The organism is Methanolobus bombayensis (assembly GCF_017873415.1).
In the GTDB taxonomy this organism is placed as follows: Archaea; Halobacteriota; Methanosarcinia; order Methanosarcinales; family Methanosarcinaceae; genus Methanolobus; species Methanolobus bombayensis.
Window position 1 is genome coordinate 43,185 of record NZ_JAGGKD010000002.1, and the last position, 23,658, is coordinate 66,842.

The window sequence follows — 23,658 nt, forward strand, 5'->3', positions numbered from 1 at the left end:
CTGTAAATACATATAATAAATACTTTCTAATTATTTAATTATTCTTGTTTAAAAACAAACAACTGATTTAATTATCATTGGAGAACATTTTTCAATTTTTCAGTAGTATCTACGCCTATCTCAACTACATGAAGCCTTATTCCATACTTATTTGAAATCTCTGCAGCCTTCTGTCTTTCAAAATCAAGCTCCTTGCAGATGACATCCAGATTGGTAATCCTTTCCTTTTCAGTATCCCTTTGTCTGTGATCCAGAATGCGCTCAGGATAAGAATCCAGCAAAATAATGTCTGTATAAAAATCAAAATCTTTCTCAGTAAAAATCGTATCTATTGCATGTGTCTTAAGATTGAAAACTGTAAGATGTGAATCTACAACCAAATCTTTTGATGTATCCTTTTGTATGGCCTGTAGCAGACTGTTGAGCTTTATTCTTAAGGCATACTTTTCCGCTTCAGGAAGATATTCAAAATGCTTGTAGTTCTCTCCCATCATTTCGTAAAGCAGGTCAGATCCAGAAATGAATTTTATATCTGGAACACTTGAACGTATTCGATTAATTACTGTACTCTTTCCCACACCTCTGACTCCTGTAAAACAGAATCTTCTATGGGGTAGGTCAGTTTTTGTATTACCAGGCATAGACACCATCCCTTTCTATGTATTTCTTAGAATCGATTATTGATGCAGGGTTTAAGAGGAATTCATCAAGTTCAAATGGAGTATATTTTCCATCCTTATTGGACAATACTTTCCCTGCAGGGTCAAGAATCAAATACGAACCAATCATATCATCGTTCGATTCAAAAGTAGGTTTTTTGTTGTTCTGTAGGCGGATATCCTGATGATGTATCTTGAAAGATTCAAATTGTTGATCAGTTATGGATAAATCATTAACATATGAATCATTCTGGCCTTTGATATGGAGCATCTGGAAAATCTTCCATCTATGTGGATTCATTGATTCAATCAGATGGTGCATATCTTCTTTGTAGGTTAGTCTTGTGACTGTTGTATTCACTTTCAGCTTCATGTCATAATCGTGGACGAGATCTGCAACTTCCAGAGCATGAGTTACATGTTTTCCCCTGCCTCTCCCAAGTTCAGCTTCAACCTGATTATCAATAGAGTCTACAGAAATACCAATCCAATCAGTATATCTGGAAATATTTTCAATATTATCTTTGTTAATAAAGGAGCCATTTGTGACAATAGATGTAACAAATCCCATGTTATGTGCCATCGATAGGATTTTGTCAAAATTAGGATGGAGAAAAGGCTCACCACCAACAAAATTGATTTTCTGTATGTCGAGTTGATCATTCTTAGTGGAGTGCAATTTATCTAAGATCTCATGTACAATCTTTAAGTCTCTGATCTCAGCGTTGAGATTTTGAACATAACAGAATTTACAGGAATAATTGCATTTTCCAGTTATGTGCCAATTTACGGATTTTATCTTTTCTTCTATCATCAAACTGTAGTATAAAGAATATTTAATATCAATTTAATTTAGATAAAAACTATTATGTAATAGATTAATTTATTCATTAATAGATTTATTTTTCAGAGGGTCTACTATGGAACAAGAAAGAAGAGTTCACATAATAACTGCTGGAGAAAGTATCCATGAAATATTTCCAACCTCGAGCAAATATATATCGTACGCTACTAAATTGTACGTAATTGTAGAGGAAGATATTTTTAAAGATACTGATGATGAGCAAAAACAGAAGACAAGAGTGGCAATACGCAGTTCAATAGAAAAACTGAAAGAAATTGCAGGCCCATTTGTAGAAGATGGAATTGAGGTAATCCCGATTATTGATGACACTCTAGATTACATAAGGGATGCTGTTGTTTCGATATATGAAAAAGATAAGATTGCTAAGTATTACTTTAATGTCTCTAGCGGAACCACGGGTCTTTCAATTGGACTTTTTATGATGGCGATGTGGATAAAGGCTATACCATATCATATTGGTAAAAAAGGCGATCCTAGATTTATACCAATTCCACAGGTTCATATGGGTAATTTTAAGAAAAATCCCAATCGTGTGAAAATCCTTGAAATTCTAGACAAATCTAATGGTAAACATCTTTCAAGAAAGCAATTAAAAGGATTATTGGATAAAGAGTACATTCCTATTAATGATTCAGGTAAGGAAAAAAGATCACTTTCGTACGGTGGTTTTACTTCATTAATTGAAAGTTTGATTGAATGGAAACTGGTTGGCAAGAGATCGTTTGGTGATAGTAGTAGGGATATTGAATATTATCTTACAGACGATGGGGCATTTACATTGCGGTTTATGAAGATTTGAGTACATAAAACACATGACAAAGTCAGAGATTCATGTACCACGTTTTTGCACATAGGACACGTGACAAATACCTGTGATTTATGCCCAAATTTCGTCCGTATAACACAAATCAGACGATTAAGGTATAATGGCATGATAATTCTCCAAGCACTACAGAAGGCAAATATGACCAGATTAATACGATAAGTTTGGCGTACGACACATTGCATCTTTAACAAATACACCTACACTTAATAAAACTGGGCAAGTCTATACGGAAATCTATCCTGTGCAAACGGGGGAGGACCTCATCCTACATTTCCATGCTAATGTACAATCTTTCGGCCGAATGTTTACAACTGCACTTTGAAATGTTAGATATTGTACCATAAGACTTTTTCAAGAAAATCAAGATTAATCTCATGTAAAGTTGGGGAATAAAGTAACTGAATAAGGCAAAATCCTATAATCATATGCCTGCACGCATAAACCCATACTTGCGACACAATGACTCCCCTTAAAGCCAATTAAAGCGTATACTTAGTATCTTATGCCTGGGGAGTTAAGTTCTAACTAGCGACACGTAGAGAGAATCTTACAGTCGATAAATGGATATGATTTAAAACCATATGCCTGCAAGATTTGCTATTTAAACTGCGACACGATAGCAATATTGTTCTGCATGTTCCTCAATTAGAGTTATGTGGACATTAAGGATTCATACACCACTCTCAGACTCGATATACTGAGATTGAGTAAAAGCCTCAGTATGTGTGGAATTTGTTTCTAGTGAGTCAAATCGCCATATAATCTTTTTATATGCTTCTTTGGCATGTTTTACCTTATTCAAATAATGAGCATTACCAACCGTAGCAGGAGCGCGACCTTGTATAAAGTCTGCTGTGCCCTCATTTACACCTTCAGACACCATCATATTAAGATGCCACTTACGAATAGTCTTTGCAGAAACACGTCCACGTCGTATCTTCTTTAAATAATGGTCATAGCCATAAATCTGATTGATGCTTTTCAGTGTTGGAACAAATGATGCAGGGAAAAAGACATGGAATGTCCTTTTAGTTCCACTTGAAAATGATGATGTTGGGTAATGAGCAATGTCCCCATCTACAACAATGTTCCTTTCATCAAAATTCTTCAACATCTGATGAATATGTGTAAGTCTATTGCCTGAGTACAAAAGTAATTGATATACAGGCTTTAAGTCTTCAGGATAGCTTTTGTAGGCATTTCTGATTTCATCATCCGAGACATAGATCTCGGTGACACCAGACTTTTTAATCTTAACATATCGTCTCCACTTGTGAATACTGTATCCTGCCACATCATCGATATCTTCATCTTCACAGTAGTTAAAAAGGTTCCGCAATCCACGTTCTTCTTTGTCTTTCAATGTAAGTGTACGGAAATCTTGTGGTCTTGTAATAGTTGTTGCTTCAAAGAACCGTGTTAAAGCATTATAATAATCTCTTTTTGTAACTTTTGATACATCTTTTGCATCTAACCATTGTTTGAACAAAACGTGAGCAAGCGACCACAAATCGTTCAGTGAGTAACACGCGCTCTCTGCACGCTGATTTCTGGGTAAAATCGCTATCTGACGAGCCTTTACACGGCGGGGGTCATGAGTTCGAATCTCATCGGGCCCACCAAATTTCTTCTTTTCAGATTTAAGCTCTTAGAGGCTTCCGTTTCGTCAATTACACATACATCTAAAAGAGGCGGAGGTTTGTAAAGCCATCGTTCTCTTAAGTTGGTATTTGTCTATTCTCAACCTTGTACATTACATCTGATTCAAATTATGCGTTTCTCAATAAATTGGGAGAATATAGTTAATTTGTAAAAAAGAATCTCTTTCAAAATCATCTGACCATCAATTTAATTGTAATTCATTAATAAAATATCATTCAACAATTCAATGAGGTTACAAACTAGCAGGCATCAATAAGAAGCTCATAACCTGGACCAGTTTATGTGAAATCGAATTGCTTTCCCTTAGTCCAGAGTTCGTCAAATTTAGCCTTGAAACGCTTTGTATATGACTCATCATTAATTTGCGTCATACCAAGACTTGTACCCGTATTGATCTGATCTTCAATATCAAGCAAGAGCGTCTTTGAATCAAAGATTACAAAATCATGCTTTGTTTCCAAAATCCTTATTTCCATGAATTTGTAAAAATTACTTTTGACTGATTCATCTTCTATTGAAGTAACAAGTTTTTTTATTGAAGGTAGCAGTTGAGAGTGGGAATCCAGAATTTTAACATGAATGCCACGCTGTGCCAAATTTAAATAAGCCTTGCTGAATACTGACATTGAGTCATCATATTGTTCTGATACTCCTGGCTTATACTTTCTTGGAGTAACAACACATATTTCATGTTCAATATCCTCAAAAAATGAATTAACCGTTTCTTGTAGTTCATCATCATGGAATTTGTCGGGCCAGAATATTGTTTCAACATGCTTTGGAGAATCATCACCAGAAAGTTGCTGTTCAATTTCATCGAATGCTTCCCTGAGTAGTTTGAGCTCATTGTGCGCTTCTTCTTCTCTTAATTTATACATAGATTCAAAAGCAATTTTGGGCTCAATAGTCCTGTATTTTCGTGGTCTTGAAGGTTTGATCTCCACGAGGCCATAGTTGTTCAAATCACTCAAAACTTCATAGATCTTTCCAATAGGAACTCGTGATAACTGCGATAATTTACTTGCTTCCAGTTCTCCCTTTTTCAAAAGTGTCCAGTAAACGGTTCTTTCATATTTGTTTAAACCGATATTTGCAAGTAATTTTTCATCCATCTTTTCACTACTTTTTAGTTTATCGTAAAGTAAAATTGTTATCTATTCTGCGTGGTATTAAGAACCACTGCTTGAACATATAAATTTGTAGTATCAATGTAAGTATCAATACAATTATCAAAAAATGATATTGACTTTATTACATATTTATATCAAGCAAAATAAATGATGAATACAGGTGCAAATATGGAATCAGAATCAGCAATTTTTGAGATATTTGATGGGTTACCCAGACAGGGGCCAGGTAGTAACGAATGTACTGAAAAAGCATTCAATATGCTTTCTTCCCTTCCTGCAGGTGCTAAGATCCTTGATATTGGATGTGGTGTAGGTATGCAGACAATACACCTTGCTAGTATCTGCAAGGACTGTCATATCACTGCAACTGACATTTACCAGCCTTTTCTGGATAAACTAATACAAAATGCAGCTAAAGAAGGAATTGATGACAGGATTAGCACAGTTTGTGCTTCCATGGATGACCTGCCTTTTGAAGCAGAAGAATTTGATGTCATCTGGGCAGAAGGCTCCATCTTTATCCTTGGTTTTGAAAAAGGAATCAGCTACTGGAAACAGTTCCTTAAAAGTGGTGGCTACATGGCATTGACAGAGAATACATGGTTCACAGACGAACCTTCTCCGGAAGTTGTAGAATTCTGGCAGGAAATATATCCTGGTATAATGAACACATCTGACACTGAAAAAGTTATCACAGCAGCAGGATATGATGTCATTGATCACTTTAAACTGCCAGTTTCTGTCTGGTACGAGTTTTATGACAATCTGGAAAAAAGAGTTGATGAAATCAATGATAACTACAAAGGAAACACTGAGGCAGAAATGATACTTGAGTTTAACAGAAAAGAGATAGAACTATTCAGAAAACTCCCGGATGAATATGGTTATGCGTTCTACATTTTTCAGAAGAACAAACTCTAATAGTGTATATGTGGAGTGACTTGCTCATAAAAAGCAGGTCATATCCTAATACAAATCATTTTTGAAATAAACACATTTTCGTTTAAAACTGTCTCCCAAATATCCAACCTTTCTCCAACATGAGCATTAATAATAAATCTTTAATCAGCTTCAGTATCCTGTTCTAAATAGAAAATAGCACTTCGATACATAATTTTACTTTTTCAAACCCCCAAAATTCCCGACTATTTTTCTATACGCTTCCTTCGATTGTTGAACCTTGTTAAGATAATGAGCACTCTCTACTGTCGCAGGTGCTCTGCCCTGTATAAAATCAGCTAAGCTCTCAGTAACTCCTTCTTTAATCATCAAGTTAAGATGCCACTTACGGATTGTCTTTGCACACACGGTTATGCCTGATTCTCTTTGCATAGTAATCGTATCCGTAAACATTACCTACACTTTTCAGTGTGCTAATGAAAGAAGATGGGAAGTATATCTGGAAAGTCTTTTTTGTACCTGAGGAGAAAGTGGCTGATGGATAATGTGCTACTTCTCCATCTACAACAATATTGCGTTCATCAAAGGTTTCAACATCTTATGAATATGAGAAAGGCGATTTCCTGAATATATCAGCAACTTATAGATAGGTTTTAAGTCTTCAGGATAGCTTTCATAAGCCTCCTGAATCTCCTCATCAGTAACATAGACTTCAAAGACATTGGATTTCTTTATTTTGATATAGCGTCTCCATTTTTGAATATATCAATCACCCATCGATGACGTGTTCCATTTCTTTTTTGAAATCAACAGATATCCTTCGGTCAGGAACAAAAGGACTATGCAGATAACTACTGTAGTAATTACGGCGGGGTACTGTCCTCCGAAACCTTCAGCTGATATATGCCTTAGCAGGATACCCGCATAGGCCCAGACAATAACGAGTCCATAAGCGATATCTCTATTCTTTATCATTGTTGCTGTTGCGATTGTAAGCCCGACTACAAGTATAATAACAGCCCAAGTGCTTTCAGCTAAGCCAAAGCCTCCCCATCCGATACTTACAAGAAAAATAGTTACGTTAGCGATGGTTGCGACCGTGATCCATCCAAAGTAAATGCTGAAAGGAAGCCTGATGAAAAAATAGTCCCTTCCAGTGAAGCTTTCCCTGGCTGTCAATTCATTGATCTTTATCAGACAGACAAGTACTACAACTATAAGCAGTAGAGATAGTAGTATCATATAATTGTGCCATGCCAGGACCCATGATGCATTGGCGAGTGAAGATATTGAGAACAGTATTCCAATTCTTTTGAATAGTGCAGTTGTGGAGTTACTCCGCTGGTCCCTGAAAAGGCCGAGATGGTAAAGTGTATATCCTCCAAGCAAGAGATATATAAGGCCCCATATGGAAAAGGTAACTCCTGCAGGAGCAAATAGATTTTCAAAGGAGTCCGAAACCTGGCCTGTGGTGACACCGTTGATTGGCAGGATGTTCGCCAGTAAGTTCATAACAACCATTGTCAAGAAGGTCACTACTACAATAAGCTTGATTAATGCAGTTCTTTGTTCCACAAGGTTTCCCCATCACCACTGTATACCAAAACTCTGCGTTCAAGAGAAATAAATATTATCCTTGATAATTCTGGCTAAGATTGCTTTTTTGGTTCTTGGCACCCTACATTGCTGATGTAAAAAGGATTTTTAAGCGATGATTCAATGTTCTGGAAATCAAGATTGAGTTTATTCTCTACTTTTAAGAATAATATTATTCCATTTGTCCAATAATTCTCTGACCGCTTTCAATGAGATTGGTTTTGAAATATAATCATTCATTCCAATTTCAAAAAACTTCTCTCTGTCACCTTTCATTGCATGTGCCGTCAATGCAATTACAGGTATATCCTTATTGAGCACTTTTGATTCTGGATTTCGAATGATCTTAGTAGCTTCCACACCGTTCATTTCCGGCATTTGAATGTCCATAAGCACAAGATCATATGATTTTGTCTCAAGAGCTTTTATAGCTTCTATGCCATTACCAACAACATCCACATCGAATTCTAAATTAGTTAACATAGCTTGAGCTACTTCCTGATTGAACATATCGTCTTCGACCAGCAAGATCTTTAGTACACTATTGCTTGTTTGAATAAAATCCACCTTTTCAGGTTTTTCTACCCACTCTGTTTTAGATTGCTTTTCCAGCTGTACGGTGAACCAGAAATTTGATCCCTCTCCAACTTTACTGATAACACCAATGTCACCATTCATCATTTCGACCAGTTGTTTGGATATTGCAAGTCCCAAACCTGTGCCACCGAATCTACGACTGTTAGAGGTGTCTGCCTGAGTGAATTTTTCAAAAATCAGATCAATTTTTTCCTCAGGAATGCCGATTCCTGTATCTATTACTGAAAAACGTAGCAGGATTTTGTCGCTTTTTTGGGATTCAACTGAGATGCAGATAGTCACCTCACCTTCTGAGGTAAATTTAATTGCATTTCCTGTAAGATTGGTCAGAATCTGGGTGAGTCTTCCAGGATCTCCACGAAGCAGCAAGGGAACATCCTTTGTGAGGTCGTGAGATAGTTCCAGCTCCTTACTATGTGCACGCAGGCTCATAGTTTCGATGAAATCGTTTAGAAGAGTCTGTAAATCAAAGTCTATATTTTCCAGTTCCAGTTTACCAGCATCTATTTTTGAGATATCAAGTACATCCTCTATAAGATCAAGAAGATTTTCCCCACTTTTTTGCACAATTTGAGTATAGTGTCTTTGTGCATCGCTCATTTCGGTTTCCATTAGTAGATCGGTAAACCCGATTATTGCATTCATGGGGGTTCTGATCTCATGGCTCATGTTGGCTAAAAACTCTGATTTGGACAAATTAGCAGCTTCTGCAGCTTCTTTAGCCTTTAATAGTTCCATCTCTGTCTTCTTGAGTTCAGTGATATCGTTATTGACCACTATTGCTCCCAACATTTCTTCATCATCGCTTAGCACAGGAGCTGTATAATTGAGTATGACTTTTCTTTTATTATCAAATGCCTCAATTTCCAGAACTTCATCCTCTATTGTTATACCATCTTTGATAGTTTGGGATAGTGCCCATTCTTCAGGAAGTACTTCTTCACCTGTAGGAAGTCTTCTTGCTTTAAACACACCATACTCTTCAGGAGGAACAAGAGGTTCAGCACCCCATATACGCTTTCCTGCGGGATTTCCCCGCAGAAGTTTTCCGTCAGCATCAGCAAACCACAGTCCAACAGGTATAATGTCAAATACCTTATTCAGGAGTGTTTCACGTCGCTTTAATTCTTCTTCCGTTTTTCTACTTTCAGTGATGTCCTGGAGTTGCTCTACTATGAAGACAACCTCTCCATTTTCATTAAGTATAGGATTACTTGTTGCCCTTATGTATTTATTAAGTTCAGGCACATATCTTTCTGCAGTCTCGATCTTTTTTGTCCTTAGAGCTTTTTTTGCCTGGCAATCTGGACATTCGTCTTGACGCCCAATCAGTTCATAACATTTCTTTCCTAATACATCCTCAGGTGATTTGTTTAGCAATTCATAACCAGCTTTATTATAACGCGTTATTGTGAGGTCGGTTTGCTGGAAAGCTACTACATCCTGTAATTGATCCAGCATAGATTCCAGGATATTGGAAGTTTCTTCCAGTTTTAGCTCTGCCTTCTTGCGGTCGGTAATTACCTCTGTGTAAACAATAATTCCACCGATAGATCCATCCATTTCATACCAGGGACGGCATTCCCAACGGGTCCACTCTACGGCACCATCCTCTTTTATATATTGATCATCTTCAGCACTTATTACTTCACCAGCAAGTGCCCTTTGATGAACGTCTCTCCACTTCTGGGGAAGATCTGGGAATACTTCGTAATGGTGTTTTCCTATGATATCTTTCATTTTGACTTTATACTCGTCAAGATACTGCTGGCTGACATATATGTAATTCAGATTACGGTCATGAACCGCAACAGCACTTCTTGTGTGTTCCACGATATAGCTCAATAAATCGTGCGAGTGCATCAAAGCTTTTTCTGACAACTTGCGATCAGTAATATCCTGATTAACACCATATGACTTGACAGTTTCACCTTTACTGTTCTTTATGATAAAAAATCTGACTGCAAGGTAACCTGTACTCCCGTCAGCATATAATATGCGGTGTTCAAGATAACGACTGAAATCTGGATCTTCAGCCTCCAGTGCCTTGCGCACCTCCTCAGCGACCATATGACGATCATCTGGATGTACAAAACGTCTGGCATAATCCTCTATTGGCATCCTGTAACCTCCCATCTCTTTAGCATTAGTATGGAATATAGAGTAGAACTCGTCTGAAAAAGTAAATATACCGTTGACAACATCCAAATCCCAATGACCAAGCATTGCGATATTTAATGCATTGGATAGTTGCTGCTGGCTTTTGTACAGTTCTTCTTCTACATTTTTACGTTCTTCTTCTCTGCCTATGGCCGAGGCGATGAGTCCAAGGATATGTTTATCATCCTCACTGATATCTGCATCATCCTGATACACAACACAAAGAGAACCTACAAGTTCATTGCGACATGCAACAGGATGGCCAATATAGGTCTGCAGATTATACGATGCCACAGTTGGGTCTGTTTTAGCATAGGACGTTTCACCTAGATTGCGCACAATATATGGTTCTAAGATGCCGTTTTTGATGATATCATAGCATATGTGTCCTTCTTTTTGATCTTCAGACAGGTGATTTGGAGGTGTATGCCATTGACCAACAGAATATAGCATGCCACCATTAAGTCGGTTGTATAGGGCACATGTACCATTTAAGAGTTCGCCGCAAAGAGATGTCAAGCTGTTAATATTAGCTTCATAGTCAGCGCCCAGTTTTAGCAGACAACTATTGATTTTAGAAAGCTGCTCCCCACTTAATTTGTTCTCCATTGTTATTCCCTCTTATATGTTATAATATATAAATAATATATAAATTTCAACTTTTGCTTATTATCCACTTTTGATAGTTAAAAGTAAAAAAAGTGTTCTTAGTAATGTTGTATTCGACCAAAAATGCAAACAAAACCAAGAACACATAAAATTACACCTAAAGAGAATATATGCTTTCCTGAATGACCAGAAACACTTCAGAAAAACATATCAACAAGTCAACAGAAGGAATCAAGAGCTATACAGGGATCAATTGACAGGAATAAAGAAGCTGCCAAAAAAGTTCAGGATTAACAATTTCCTTGTTGATGTGACTTATTCCCTACAGACAAAAATGATGGTATCTGATGAACAGGATACCATCAAATTACTGAAAGAAAAGATAGTTGCAGGCAGAGAAGGATTTTTCTGCTTGAAGTCAAGTGAGAATTTGACACTAAAACAAGCTCTTCAGACGTATCGAAAAAAGGATAGTATCGAGAAAATTATCAATTCGCTGAAGAATGAAATTGTGATAAACCACTACGAGTATGGACAGATGCTAGTATATATGGTGCGGTAATCATTGGGTTCATTGCACAGCTTTTCATATCACTGATGAGATATGAGTTCAATGAACTCAAACATAGGTCAACAAAATTTAACGAGTTCTATTTCATAAATCCCTATAAAAAAATAGTCTATTGAATTTGACAGTGACTGTAGATTTTATAAAAATTAAGCAAAAAAGTACATGTATGCTAACTTTTATGACATAAATTAACTGATTTTAAGGCAAAATGGGCAAAATCGTAATGATTTACATGAAATTGTTCAAACTGTCAGATATCTTTCCTGACAAAAAAACTAAAATTTTGGTTACAAAATGATAGGAAAACTTAAACCAAATAGTACCAACTTTCAGCAAGATGGAGATCCATAAAATAACTACTATAGGTAGGCCCCTGAATTTTGCTTATTTCACAAATAAATTAATAATCAGCATTGCATTTCTCACTTCTATTATTTTCACCATTATCACATTTTTCAACTACTTCCGGGGAGAGACGAACAACATAAGCCTGATAACAGGAATAAGAGCTGGCTTGCTTGTATTTCTTCTGTGGGCAATCTCAAGAGAGCTTGATCCAGACAAAGAATGGGGAGCTTTTGTAACTGTATCTCTGGCACTTGCATTCATAATTATATTTGAAATACCTAAAATCCTGCCTTTTGTCTGGTTCCTCCTTATCCTGAGAATCATCAACCATTCAAGTGGTATGCCTGCAGGGATAATGGATTCTTTTTTAGGCATTGCCGTGGGGCTAATATTGGCATACCATATATCCTGGATATATGGCATTCTTACAGCTTTTGGGTTTATATTTGACAGCCGGTTAAATGATCCGGCAAAATACCACCTACCCATTGGAACAATGATGCTGATCATTTCAGCCATCATTTACATTCAAAATGGAGGGATGATATTTGCCCATTCATCCAGAAGTATATCATTTGTTGTGTTTGCAATCATATTGTTCCTGCCTGTCATCATATGGCCGGGTAAATTAGAAAGTGTTGGAGACAGGACAAATGAACCTCTGGACCCCGCAAGAATAAAGATAGCAAGAATAATGGCTATATTTGTCTTTTTTGGGATATGGACTATTCCAGAAACCCAGGATACTGGAATTGTTCAATTCATTTTTTGTATATTTACGGGACTTGGAGCATATCGCATAGTGTCAGCAATATTAGCAAAAAAGAGAGAAAGTCCTCTAATGTAGCTTATTGTAGCTACTATTTTTTGTCCATCACCAAGTTTCATTATCATGTACCTCTGTGCTCATATTCCCGCCCTGTTCATACAGAAGACTCCACAATATCCTCATTCAGTTTCTTGTAGACACTCCTTAGCAGATAATCCTTAACAATGGTAGCAAAACCAGCATCATCCATAATCCTTGAAAAGATGGACTCGTTCTGGTCCATGCGACCAATCAAAGCATCTGTGAAAATGTCATCAAAACCGTACTTGAAATTATCAATTGTATTGTTCCTTGCTTGCTTTGAAAGTCCTTCATTTGCCATGATATCTGCTTCAATCTGCTCAAAGAAAATGCGGTCTGCATCAGTAAAATCAGTTCCAAAGCGGTCATTTAGTACCTTTATGATTTCGGACAGATGAGCTGACTCTTCTTTCTCTTTTCTCATGCCAATTTCAGAAGGTGGTTCCAGTTCTCCATCCGCTTTTTGAAGACTGATTGAGCCTTCACTTATCTTTTGTAAACGGTAATATTCCAATGCTACCTCATCATCGAGTTTCAGGATTTCAGAGATATCTTTTCTTGGTAACTTCTTCAAAAGGAATCGTCCATAGGCATAGAGTTTTTCCAGCTCTATGTCCTGGAATGGCATTATCTGTGAAAGGAATGAATAAAGACGAACAAAGGATGCGAGGGTGTGCCTGAAGTCTTCTTGCTCTTTTTCGGCTGTTATCCCTCTGTAACGTTCAACTGCCGGATCAATGTACGCGTTCAGTTTTGCATTATCCTTTTGAGTGCGCTTGTTCTTTGAGCGGAAAAAGGCATTACAGAAGTTGTCAATCTCAGATTGCCAGTATACCTGTGCTGAATCAAGTCTTCCTTTGAGGTCATATAGGAGGTTAGGGTCGGTACTTTCAGTGAGAACTGTTTGTTGATAATAGGGCTGGAATGATAGTAGAATGTCTTCCTCTTTATTTACGAAGTCAAGAATGAATGTATCTTCTTTTCCGGGATGTATTCTGTTCAGTCTGGAAAGTGTCTGTACGGCTTTCACGCCGGAAAGAGCCTTGTCTACATACATTGTATGAAGAAGAGGTTGGTCGAATCCAGTCTGGTATTTCTCTGCTACAAGCAATAAGCGATATTCTTCTGCATCGAATTTCTCAGGTAATTCTTTTTCACTGAAACCATTCATTTCAGGTTCTGTAAAGGAGTTTCCATATTCGTCTTTTACAGTTCCTGAGAATGCAACAAGAGCTTTAATGTCACTGTATCCCTTCTCTTTGATGTAACGGTCAAATTCGAGCTTATATTTGACTACATGTGGACGTGAAGAGGTTACAACCATTGCCTTTGCCTGTCCACCAATCTTATCCATAGTTACTTGGCGGAAGTGTTCTACCATGACTTCTGTTTTTTGTGCTATGTTGTGAGGGTGAAGGGATACAAACCTTGCAGCTGCACGCCTTGCTTTCTTCTTGTTCAGAGAGGGGTCATCCTCTATGATTTTGGAAAGCTCGAAGAAGGTCTTATAGGTGACATAGTTCTTGAGAACATCCATAATGAAGCCTTCTTCTATTGCCTGTCTCATGGAATAGATGTGGAAAGGTTTTTTCTGTCCGTTAGTATCCTCTGTTCCAAATACATCAAGTGTTTTTGGTTTTGGAGTTGCTGTGAATGCATAGAAGCTGAGGTTTTCCTGGGGTCCTCTGGATGCCATTACTTTTCTCATCTCGTCCTCAGCATCGTTGTCGTCATCATCTCCATAGCTTTCACTTTCTTCTTTAGAGATGTCCTCCATGTCGATGACTGTGAGTGCCTCTTTCATCTTTTCCGAAGCTTTGCCGCCCTGTGAGCTGTGAGCTTCATCAACTATTATAGCGTACTTTCTTGCAGGCATATCGCCTACTTTGTCAAGGATAAATGGAAACTTCTGCAATGTGGTGATGATTATGTTTGTACCGGAATTGAGTGCAGATGCCAGTTGTTTTGAGTCCCTGTCAATCTTCTGAACAACACCCTGCTTGTGGTCGAACTGGAATATGGTGTCCTGAAGTTGCTTGTCAAGTACACGACGGTCGGTGATTACGACTACTGAATCGAATATCCTGTTATCATCGTCGTCGTACAGACTGGATAAGTGATATGCAAGCCATGCAATTGAATTACTTTTGCCGCTACCTGCTGAGTGTTCTATAAGATAGTTCTTGCCAGTGCCACTTTTACGTGTATCTGCTGTGAGCTTACGAACCGCATCAAGCTGATGATACCTTGGGAAGATCATGCTTTCTTTTTTGACAACTTTGCCATCGACTTCGTATTTTTCCACCTGCAAGTGCATGAATCGTCCAATTATATCCAGCCAGCTATCCTTTTCCCATATCTGTTCCCAGAGATATGATGTTCTGTAACCATTGGGATTGACCGGATTTCCTTTACCTCCGTCACATCCAAGGTTAAATGGCAGGTAGCGAGTTTCCTTGCCATTCAGCTTTGTGGTCATGTATGCTTCATCGGTATCAACCGCAAAATGTACAAGAGCTCTCTTCTTGAATTTGAAAAGCAGTTCGTTCTGTTCCCTGTCAAACATGAACTGTTTTCTGGCATTATCAGCATTCTGTCCTGTAAACTGGTTCTTCAGTTCTACTGTTGCTACAGGCAGACCATTTACGCTCAATAACATGTCAATAGATTTCTCACTCTTAGGACTGTAATGAACCTGTCTTGTAACTGTAAGTTTATTTTTCTTGTACAAATTCAGAGTATCGGGATTGAGACCACTTACAGGCTTGAAAAAAACAGTTTTGTAATTTACTCCCATATCTGTGAAGCCTTTGCGAAGGATATCCAGCATTCCCCTGTTGTCAAGTTCAACCTGAAGTCTTTTCAGAATTTTAGATTCGACAGCTCCACCATGTATGGAAACAGATTTTTCCCATTTTTCTGGCTGACTATCTTTCAGGAACGACAACAACACACCTTTATCCAGTGCCAGCTCCCTGTCAAAGTCATCAGCATTGCCTTTATGGTAACCTCCTTCTTCAACAAGATGATACTCGATGGCTTCTTCAAAGGCTTTTTCTGTGTGGACTTCTGTTGTTGTCATTATTATGTGCTCCAGACATGAAGTAGATTATATTAGTATACTATTACAAAGAATAATAATACTCCTTAATCTTTTTTGCTATTAAAGCTCTTCTTTTTAACAGGAACTCATCATAATCTTTGATGTCCATTGAGAAAATGTCTTCGGGAATACAGTTCATCCTTAGGTTTTCAAATAGAGCTTTTTCATCACATATTGAACCATATTTTGTGTTACTTGTAGCACATTGCTCTTTCAATTCATTGAAATAGATGTTTGGAGCTTTGCTACCTACCTGTATATTGATTTCACTCTGCATGTAGACGTAATTGGCAATCTGGTTATATCGTCCTCTTTTGAGACCGTTTTTCTTCAGATATTCTCTTGGAAATATGTGATGGATGTCACCGTGGTGGCTGATTAAATCGTCCACTGTGATGTCTTTTGATAAAAATCCTAAGTCCTTGGTCTTTACCTGTGATGCGAGATATACGTTGAAGTAGGGACTACTTGCTACTGATGTGTCAAGATTCTGTATAAGTCCTACATCAAAGAAGGTGTCTGAAAGCACTGCTTGTTCAACACTATTCAGATACTCACCAAAATCCTTGCTAGATATATTTTTAATATCACGGTCAAATGCTGATTCTGGAGAACTTGAATATCTTCCTGTAAGAACTGAAAGCACAAACCATTTGCGTACATATTTTTCAATATCAGCAGGTTTGTAACCAAGTGATTTGAGTTTGAGATAAACAATGTAGGCAAAATTAAGGGAGTTCTGTGAACGAACCAGCTTTGAAGAAATAAAACCTGCTGACCTTATTATCATCAGGAATCTCTTGAAACTATGTTCATTCATAAACTTGTAAATGCCCTGTTCCAGTGTCTCAAAGGAGTTCCTTGCAATGTCTTCTTCATAGGTTCTGGTCTCGAAATTTCTTCCAGAGAGCAAACCGACAAGGTCTGACAGTTTGCCTCTTTCAAATTCAGAAGTGAAGACCACCCTCAGCATATCTGTGTACCCTGGGTCATATAGGTCATCATTCTCGTTCTTCAACCATGACATTTTCTGGAAGTAATCGGTTGATGTAAAATCAGTATCAACATCTCTTATCTGCTCGTAGAATTCAGGTGCAATTGCCATGTGGCAGAAATAGTCTATGGCTTTTCTGATAGTAGGGCCGTTATGAATCTCATTTGCAGCTATTTTTGACATTGCAAAGTCAGCCTGGCTTAAAGGTACTCCTTTGGAATTTATTCTTATGAATATCTCAGTTACTGTTTCAATATCAAGGTCAGAATCTAATTCTATTAGACCAAGCTGTTTTTTGGTGATGTTCTTAAGGTTCTCAAAAGCATTCTCTACATGACCTTCATCAACATCAGGGTTTTTCTCACAATAATCTTTAACAAGGCGAATAAAACCGACATCTCCATTGATTAATGGAGCTATATCATGAATCCATGAACTGTCTTTCTGAATTGCGGTATTAAATACCTCAAACCTTTCTTCAATAGGGTGGAAAGCTATCCTTATCTTTGCTTTCTTATAGTCGCTGTTTACTATGTATTGACCAAGAATAGCAGCATTAAGAGCCATCACTCTTTGCTGACCATCAATCAGAATCTTTTTTCCTTCAGAAACAGTACCATCCTTAAGTCTTACATTGGGATTTCTCCATGCAATGAGGTAACCTATAGGATAACCCTGATACAGTGAATCCATTAGGTCTCTGACCTTTGTAGAATCCCACACAAAAGGTCTCTGTATCTCCGGTATAGCTATTTCACCAGATTTCACCCAACTCAATACTGTCTCAATCAGATGCTGATTTACGGCATATTTTTGCGTTTTCATTCAACTAACTCCACTTCATTCCTTACGTCAATTTTGCCTGTTACTGCATTTGAGATGAGTGATGTGCGGTATTCTTGTAGGAGAGAGATTTGATTTTGGATATTCCCAATTATGATTTCTGTTTCAGAATAAGAAGTATCTATAAAGGATACAATTGATTCTTGTTCAACCAAAGGTGGCAAAACAACTTTGAGATGATTTAACTTACTGGCTTTTATACCCTGAGCAGTTGAACCAGTTGCATAACGTTGCAAATCGCTCTGGAACGAATAAGATAATAACCAAAATTTTAAGAAATAATTATCAAGGTAGTTCTTATTGGCTCTGAACTTGATGATTCTTTGTGCCAATGCGATATCTTCGTTGTCAACATTTGCAACTTCTCCTAAAGGAGCCTCTGTTGTAAAAAGTACATCCCCTATCTCAGGATAACCTCTGCTCATTACTTTCTCATAGTCAGCAGTGTTTATGTATTCCTGTGACAAACTGTAATCTATAATTCCATTTTTAACGTTTTTTGCAGTTACTAAAAATATACCTTCTTCAGTCTTTTGAGGGGTTTTTCCTCTATAATCAACAATAGATTCCAGATATTTTGTTAATCCTGCGATTTCCCAATGCTCCGGCACTTCTCCCAACCACTCAATACCTGAATCCTTCATCGGCACATCTGGGTTAAGTCCCTTTGTCACTACATGATTGATAATTGCAGTGCGTTCCTCTTTGAGTAGTTCGATTTGCTTCTGCTTCTTTTCAATGACGGCATCTATTTGAGAAGTCTTCTTATCCAAAAATGTGATTATGTCTTGTTGTTCCGGGATAGATGGATAGACGATAAGAAGTTGCTCTATTAGTTTTATTGTCAGACGTGTAAGTGCAGAGCCTCTTATAAAACTAAACATTTGGTCAATATTCAATCCTGAAGTTAAATAGTACCTTAAATATTCAGGTAGAAGTTTTGCCGGTGAAGGTCTTATTAGCCCCAATGAAGAAAGAATCGCAAAGTTATTTTTATTTTTTACTACTACTGCTTTACCTATGGTTCCATCTTTTGTTAATAGTACATCCCCTTCCAAAGGTTGACAACCATTTCTTTTTAAAGTAAGATAATCTGTTTCTGAAATACGTTTTGAGTTATCAAAATCAATAAAATCATCCTTCACGTCTTGAACTGTAATGTATGGAATCCCGTAATCTTGTGTTTCAGGAGAAAAATGAGAACCATCTGTGATTTTATCGCAAATATGCTTTAGGTTTGTAACAACATAATTCTCGGGTATCTCCCCTATCCACTCAATCCCTGAATCCTTGTATGCAGGATATGGCTTCATTCACTGATAGCCTCCTTGAGCAGACCTTCCATCTCTTCCTCAAGAGCCATGATGTCTGCTCTTATTTCATCGAGACTGCGAAGAGGCGTGTATTTGTAGAATTCCTTTGTGAAATTAATCTCATAACCTGTCTTGGTCTTACTTTCATCAATCCAGGCATCCGGAACATGAGGTTTGACCTCACGTTCAAAATAGGTGTCAATGTCCTCTTTTAATGGGACGTTTTCATAGTCACGGAGATTTGAATCAGGTTCTGGTTTATTTTTCACCTTGCAGACATCAGCTGTTTCATCCTGTTCGGAAAGAGCTTTGATAATGGTCTTGATGAATGCAGGTTTAACGTTAATGCCTGAGTTCTTGATTTGTTGTTTTAGAACCTTTGTGAAATCATCACGGTTCTTGTACAGTTTGTCCGGATCCATTGATGAGAGCATCTTAAGGATATCAGCTTGTAAGCGTTTACCTTCCTCAATTTCCTTTTCACCTGCTTCACCTTTTTTCTTGCTTGAAGCAAGGTTAATGAAAGCTTTTTCTTCCTTCAGTCTCTCGATGCGTTCTTCACTTACCTGGAAGTTAAGCTTCAGAGGACGTTCTACTGTTATACGCTGGTATCCAAAGTCTTCATTGTCATAGATCTTTGAGAACTCGTTTTCCTCAAAATCACCATAGAGCTTTGTGATTGTATCGATATTTTCTGTACTGACTTCATTGCGCTTGTTACCAAGACTTTTCTTCATTTTGGAGTAGAAATCAATGGCACTGACAAGCTGTATCTTTCCTTTCCTTTCGTCATTCTTCCGGTTAGCGACTATCCATACATAAGTGTAGATACCTGTGTTGTAGAATAACTGGTCAGGAAGAGCTACAATAGCTTCAAGCATATCGTTCTCAATAATCCATCTACGTATCTCACTCTCACCGCTTCCGGCACTTCCGGTAAACAAAGGAGAACCATTGAAAACAATTCCTATACGTGAGCCGCTATCATCCTGCTTCATCTTGGATATCATATGCTGAAGGAAAAGGAAAGAACCATCACTTATCCTTGGAAGACCTGCACCGAATCTACCGCTATATCCTTTCTTCTCATTTTCGTCTTTGATGAACTTCTCGACCTTCTTCCACTCCACGCCGAAAGGAGGATTTGAAAGCATGTAATCGAATTTTTCGAATTCAAGTCCGTCAACAGTAAAGGAATTACCAAACTTAATGTTAGAAGCATTCTGACCCTTTATCAACATATCAGACTTGCATATTGCATAAGACTCATCGTTAAGTTCCTGTCCGAACACTTCCAGCCTTGCATCAGGATTCAGGTCTTTCAGGTATTCTTCTGCAACAGACAGCATTCCCCCGGTCCCACAGGCTGGATCATAGAGGGTTTTGACAATTCCCTGGCGTGTGAGTATATCCCTGTCATTGACAAAGAGGAGATTGACCATAAGCCTGATTACTTCCCTTGGAGTGAAATGGTGTCCAGCAGTCTCATTGGAAAGTTCAGAAAACTTGCGTATCAGCTCTTCAAAGATGTATCCCATCTCAACATTACTGACCTTGTCAGGGTGAAGGTCAACCTCTGCAAACCTCTTGACAACAAGATAGAGAAGGTCTGCTTTATCAAGTTTATCGATCTGCTCATTGAAGTTGAAGTACTCAATGATGTTCCTGGCATCTTCAGAAAAGCCTTTGATGTAATTTGCAAGATTGGCAGCAACGTTTGTAGGGTCTGCTTTGAGACTCTCAAAGTCGTATTTGCTCTGGTTATGGAAATTAAAACCGGCAACCTTGTTGAGCACAGGGTCAGTATTCTCGATATTCATGCTTTCCATTTTAGGAAGGTAGTCCAGAACCTTCTGCTTTGTAGGTTCAAGAACACAATCAAGCCTTCTCAATACCGTAAGAGGAAGAATGACTTTACCATAGTCTGCTTGCTTGTAGTCTCCTCTTAAAAGGTCTGCGATACTCCATATAAAGTTGGCGTTTTCGGTTACGTTGACCATGTTAACTATCTCTTTGATGAAGGTTTAAAATAATTAGTTGAGATGATTTGCTATATTGTACTGATTATTAAGCATTATAAAATTATTCATTTGAGTATAAAATGAGTGTTTTCGGGGTGGCATGAAGCTAAAAATATTGGAATTTAGAGTTGTCTATGACAGTTTTCAATCATGATTACTTCTATTATTCAGGACATCTGTTGTGAACTGGCTCACCCTTATGATGAAAACGGGCTTGAAAATGATGAGCAATATGAAGAGATATTACTCCAACCCATAAAGTTTCAATACTGGCTGGCAATGTATGCAACAAGCATGTATCTGAACGCTTTTCCTATAAATACCAATACAGCAAATTGCGTAAATCTGTATCTTAAAAGACCTCCGACAACAGCTATGGCATCTCCTATGCCTGGCAGCCAAGTGAATAGCAGAGACAAGCCTCCATATTTCTTAAAACTGCCCTCAGCTCTCTGAATCTGTTCATCGGAGATACGCATATATTTGTTTATGAAAAATCCTCTTCCTGTGAAACCTATGTAGTAGGAAGTACACGCTCCTAGAAAATTTGCTACAGATGCTACAATAACTACTGTGTAGATATTGAATTTATCAATAATCATCAGTGCCACCAAACCTTCAGAACCAAGAGGGAGGATAGTTGAAGCTAGAAAGCTTGTAATGAATAGACTAATGTAGCCATAATCTGTCAGGATTGTCGTCATATCTAACATTTTTTCTTTATCCCTTCTTTTCAAAAATTATAAATACATTTATTATATATTTACTTATCCTGGGAAGTATGGCTGTTCGGGTAAGGAAAATATTATGCTTACAAGAAAATATTTCATGGATATATTCAAAAGTAATGTACTAATGACTACATTGTTGTTGCTCTTATTATTTTTTACATCTCCGGCGCATGCAGGAACGCCTGTAGTGGACACACAAATTAGTTTCACTCCTAGCTTATACCCCGGAGAATCTTCTTCCTTGAAAGTGCTCGTATCAGAAGTTAGTGGAGATGATTGGGTAAAAGACGTTACAGTATCAGTACAGGTTTCACCTAGTAGTGGGATTGTTATAAGCCCTTCTAGTCAAAGTGTATCCAGAATCAACAAAAAATCCAGTTATACATTCACTTTTCCTATTGATGTTACAGAAGCTGCTTCATCAGGGAGTCGTAACATAATTATCAATGTCAAATACTATGAGATGGATTTGCTCAACATTAATACGCTTGGACCTTATTACTTACAGGACAGCCAGTATTTCAATATTGACAATCCATATGGACAGATATCCATAAGTACCAATCCTCAGAATGCTGATATCTATCTTAATAGCCAATATATTGGCACATCCCCCATGACCATTTCTAATGTAGTACAAGGCAAATACACATTGCTTCTGAAAAAAGAAGGATACAATGATGTGAGCACTAGTGTTACAGTCACAGCAGACTCTCAAAGCTCAGTAAGCAAAACCCTTTCTCAAAAAACAGGTGGTGTTAGTGTGTCCACCACTCCAAGTGGAGCCACGGTGAATATAGACGGCAAATATGCAGGGACAAGTCCACTAACTAAAAATGGAATCCTACCTGGCACACATGATATATCCATCAGTATGAATGGTTACCGAGATGTTTCTGATACTTTTTATATCAGTGCAGGCGTCTCGACAAGTTACAAGAAGTCATTAGTCAAGGAAAATGGGAACATAGATATTGATTCTACACCTTCCGGTGCAAGCATTTATTTGGGAAGCAGCTATAAAGGAGTTACCCCCCTCTATCTTGATGGTATACCCCCAGGCACATTTACCATCAAATTAGTAAAGGATGGATATAAGGACCTAGAGCGGACAGTTACTGTAAAAGATGATTCTACAGCTTCAGTGTCTGCATCTATGGAGAAACTGAGCATTGCAGAAAAAGTGGTTACACAGGTCAATGGTAAGAGTTCATCCAGTATTACCTCCAATAAAATTTCTACAGTAGAATCTACTGAATTCAATGCACAAATATTAGAAGCTGTATTCGTAGTACTTCTGGTAATCATATCAATCATTTTTACTCGAAAAGTGCTTAAAAGCAGGAATAAAGCAACAACAAACATTGAAAATCAAACTGTAGTCAATAACATACATAATGGGGATTATATAGAAACGCACATAAGAGATTCCGTTGTTCAGCGCACAAATATTGGTTCTAAACAAGGAGCATGTCCTTATTGTAAGGATGCGACAAATACAGAAGGAGTTTGTTCAGCATGTGGAAGAACCATTGATAACACTAAATGAAATTACTTACTCTTTAAATTTCCCATTGACCATCTAACTTAATTTAAAATCAGAACTCTGTTAACCTAAATTTTCCTCTCCAACTGGTTAGGGGTAAATTATTACATAACGAAATGTAATTACATCGTCATCTCTCTGCAAACATTGTACGATCCGAAAAGATGGAAAATAATCTATTGCCTTCAACTCATTTTCTGCATACCGGTAGTTAAAAACTGCGACTTTTCTCATAAATCCCAAAAAGTTGATAGTCTCAATCATGATAAGCATGCATAATCGTATGAGTCGCTCAAATGAGGGTTTCTACAGAGTCCAATTTTCATCAAAGAAA

General features: G+C 37.6%; 17 protein-coding genes and 1 pseudogene. 5 read left to right on the forward strand and 13 right to left on the reverse strand.

Annotated features, from left to right (window positions below; genetic code table 11):
• Nucleotides 1–74: 74 nt before the first annotated feature.
• On the reverse strand, nt 75–641 hold the full coding sequence (locus J2746_RS02535; RefSeq protein ID WP_209615795.1) for an ATP-binding protein: 567 nt from the start codon (nt 639–641) through the stop codon (nt 75–77).
• Nucleotides 631–1,473, reverse strand: coding sequence for a viperin family antiviral radical SAM protein (locus J2746_RS02540; protein WP_209615797.1), 843 nt, complete (start codon nt 1,471–1,473; stop codon nt 631–633). Before J2746_RS02540 ends, J2746_RS02535 begins: the two co-directional genes overlap by 11 nt.
• Before the next feature lie 106 nt (nt 1,474–1,579).
• Between J2746_RS02540 and J2746_RS02545 the strand changes: the two genes are divergently transcribed.
• Nucleotides 1,580–2,323 (forward strand): hypothetical protein, encoded by a 744-nt coding sequence (locus J2746_RS02545; RefSeq protein ID WP_209615799.1) that lies wholly within the window; start codon nt 1,580–1,582, stop codon nt 2,321–2,323.
• Between the two features lie 697 nt (nt 2,324–3,020).
• Here J2746_RS02545 and J2746_RS02550 read toward each other — a convergent pair.
• Nucleotides 3,021–3,839 (reverse strand): integrase, encoded by an 819-nt coding sequence (locus tag J2746_RS02550; protein ID WP_209615801.1) that lies wholly within the window; start codon nt 3,837–3,839, stop codon nt 3,021–3,023.
• Nucleotides 3,840–4,290: 451 nt separating this feature from the next.
• Complete coding sequence (locus tag J2746_RS02555; RefSeq protein ID WP_209615804.1) at nt 4,291–5,124, reverse strand: TrmB family transcriptional regulator; 834 nt, start codon at nt 5,122–5,124, stop codon at nt 4,291–4,293.
• A 186-nt stretch (nt 5,125–5,310) separates the two neighbouring features.
• Here J2746_RS02555 and J2746_RS02560 point away from each other — a divergent pair, with 186 nt between their 5' ends.
• On the forward strand, nt 5,311–6,063 hold the full coding sequence (locus J2746_RS02560) for a class I SAM-dependent methyltransferase (RefSeq protein ID WP_209615807.1): 753 nt from the start codon (nt 5,311–5,313) through the stop codon (nt 6,061–6,063).
• A gap of 195 nt (nt 6,064–6,258) precedes the next feature.
• Here J2746_RS02560 and J2746_RS02565 read toward each other — a convergent pair whose 3' ends face one another.
• The 4 genes from J2746_RS02565 to J2746_RS02580 form a co-directional block, all read right to left on the reverse strand.
• Nucleotides 6,259–6,474: an integrase gene (locus J2746_RS02565; protein ID WP_209615810.1), complete on the reverse strand. Its 216-nt coding sequence runs from the start codon at nt 6,472–6,474 to the stop codon at nt 6,259–6,261.
• A 129-nt stretch (nt 6,475–6,603) separates the two neighbouring features.
• Nucleotides 6,604–6,804 carry an integrase gene (locus J2746_RS15000; RefSeq protein ID WP_209616644.1) on the reverse strand — a complete coding sequence of 67 codons (201 nt, stop codon included), beginning with the start codon at nt 6,802–6,804 and terminating at the stop codon, nt 6,604–6,606.
• 3 nt (nt 6,805–6,807) lie between these two features.
• Complete coding sequence (locus tag J2746_RS02575; protein ID WP_245249969.1) at nt 6,808–7,563, reverse strand: tryptophan-rich sensory protein; 756 nt, start codon at nt 7,561–7,563, stop codon at nt 6,808–6,810.
• 222 nt (nt 7,564–7,785) lie between these two features.
• Nucleotides 7,786–11,004 carry a PAS domain-containing protein gene (locus J2746_RS02580; protein WP_209615816.1) on the reverse strand — a complete coding sequence of 1,073 codons (3,219 nt, stop codon included), beginning with the start codon at nt 11,002–11,004 and terminating at the stop codon, nt 7,786–7,788.
• A 265-nt stretch (nt 11,005–11,269) separates the two neighbouring features.
• Here J2746_RS02580 and J2746_RS02585 point away from each other — a divergent pair.
• Nucleotides 11,270–11,767 (forward strand): annotated as a pseudogene (locus tag J2746_RS02585) (IS1634 family transposase); the annotation flags it as partial.
• Between the two features lie 145 nt (nt 11,768–11,912).
• Nucleotides 11,913–12,770, forward strand: a complete 858-nt coding sequence (locus tag J2746_RS02590) for a hypothetical protein (RefSeq protein ID WP_209615818.1) — start codon at nt 11,913–11,915, stop codon at nt 12,768–12,770.
• A 76-nt stretch (nt 12,771–12,846) separates the two neighbouring features.
• Here the strand turns inward: J2746_RS02590 and J2746_RS02595 are convergent, their stop codons facing one another.
• From J2746_RS02595 to J2746_RS02615, 5 genes are all read right to left on the reverse strand, one after another.
• A complete protein-coding gene (locus J2746_RS02595) occupies nt 12,847–15,855 on the reverse strand; it encodes a type I restriction endonuclease subunit R (protein ID WP_209615821.1) in 3,009 nt (1,002 codons plus the stop codon).
• Between the two features lie 43 nt (nt 15,856–15,898).
• On the reverse strand, nt 15,899–17,695 hold the full coding sequence (locus tag J2746_RS02600) for a GmrSD restriction endonuclease domain-containing protein (protein WP_209615825.1): 1,797 nt from the start codon (nt 17,693–17,695) through the stop codon (nt 15,899–15,901).
• Nucleotides 17,692–19,026, reverse strand: coding sequence for a restriction endonuclease subunit S (locus J2746_RS02605; protein WP_209615828.1), 1,335 nt, complete (start codon nt 19,024–19,026; stop codon nt 17,692–17,694). Before J2746_RS02605 ends, J2746_RS02600 begins: the two co-directional genes overlap by 4 nt.
• Nucleotides 19,023–21,026 carry a type I restriction-modification system subunit M gene (locus tag J2746_RS02610; RefSeq protein ID WP_209615831.1) on the reverse strand — a complete coding sequence of 668 codons (2,004 nt, stop codon included), beginning with the start codon at nt 21,024–21,026 and terminating at the stop codon, nt 19,023–19,025. Before J2746_RS02610 ends, J2746_RS02605 begins: the two co-directional genes overlap by 4 nt.
• Nucleotides 21,027–21,310: 284 nt before the next feature.
• A complete protein-coding gene (locus tag J2746_RS02615) occupies nt 21,311–21,784 on the reverse strand; it encodes a YqaA family protein (protein ID WP_245249950.1) in 474 nt (157 codons plus the stop codon).
• Nucleotides 21,785–22,025: 241 nt separating this feature from the next.
• On the opposite strand from J2746_RS02615, the gene J2746_RS02620 reads away from it, so the two are divergent.
• Nucleotides 22,026–23,327: a PEGA domain-containing protein gene (locus J2746_RS02620; RefSeq protein ID WP_342451781.1), complete on the forward strand. Its 1,302-nt coding sequence runs from the start codon at nt 22,026–22,028 to the stop codon at nt 23,325–23,327.
• Nucleotides 23,328–23,658 lie beyond the last annotated feature (331 nt).

Coding starts and splice junctions, on each gene's coding strand:
- J2746_RS02610 (WP_209615831.1), bottom strand. CDS start 21,026: ATGGTCAACGTAACCGAAAACGCCAACTTTATATGGAGTATCGCAGAC.
- J2746_RS02575 (WP_245249969.1), bottom strand. CDS start 7,563: ATGGTTGTTATGAACTTACTGGCGAACATCCTGCCAATCAACGGTGTC.
- J2746_RS02540 (WP_209615797.1), bottom strand. CDS start 1,473: ATGATAGAAGAAAAGATAAAATCCGTAAATTGGCACATAACTGGAAAA.
- J2746_RS02580 (WP_209615816.1), bottom strand. CDS start 11,004: ATGGAGAACAAATTAAGTGGGGAGCAGCTTTCTAAAATCAATAGTTGT.
- J2746_RS02560 (WP_209615807.1), top strand. CDS start 5,311: ATGGAATCAGAATCAGCAATTTTTGAGATATTTGATGGGTTACCCAGA.
- J2746_RS02545 (WP_209615799.1), top strand. CDS start 1,580: ATGGAACAAGAAAGAAGAGTTCACATAATAACTGCTGGAGAAAGTATC.
- J2746_RS02590 (WP_209615818.1), top strand. CDS start 11,913: ATGGAGATCCATAAAATAACTACTATAGGTAGGCCCCTGAATTTTGCT.
- J2746_RS02600 (WP_209615825.1), bottom strand. CDS start 17,695: ATGAAAACGCAAAAATATGCCGTAAATCAGCATCTGATTGAGACAGTA.
- J2746_RS02535 (WP_209615795.1), bottom strand. CDS start 641: ATGCCTGGTAATACAAAAACTGACCTACCCCATAGAAGATTCTGTTTT.
- J2746_RS02605 (WP_209615828.1), bottom strand. CDS start 19,026: ATGAAGCCATATCCTGCATACAAGGATTCAGGGATTGAGTGGATAGGG.
- J2746_RS02595 (WP_209615821.1), bottom strand. CDS start 15,855: ATGACAACAACAGAAGTCCACACAGAAAAAGCCTTTGAAGAAGCCATC.
- J2746_RS02565 (WP_209615810.1), bottom strand. CDS start 6,474: ATGCAAAGAGAATCAGGCATAACCGTGTGTGCAAAGACAATCCGTAAG.
- J2746_RS02555 (WP_209615804.1), bottom strand. CDS start 5,124: ATGGATGAAAAATTACTTGCAAATATCGGTTTAAACAAATATGAAAGA.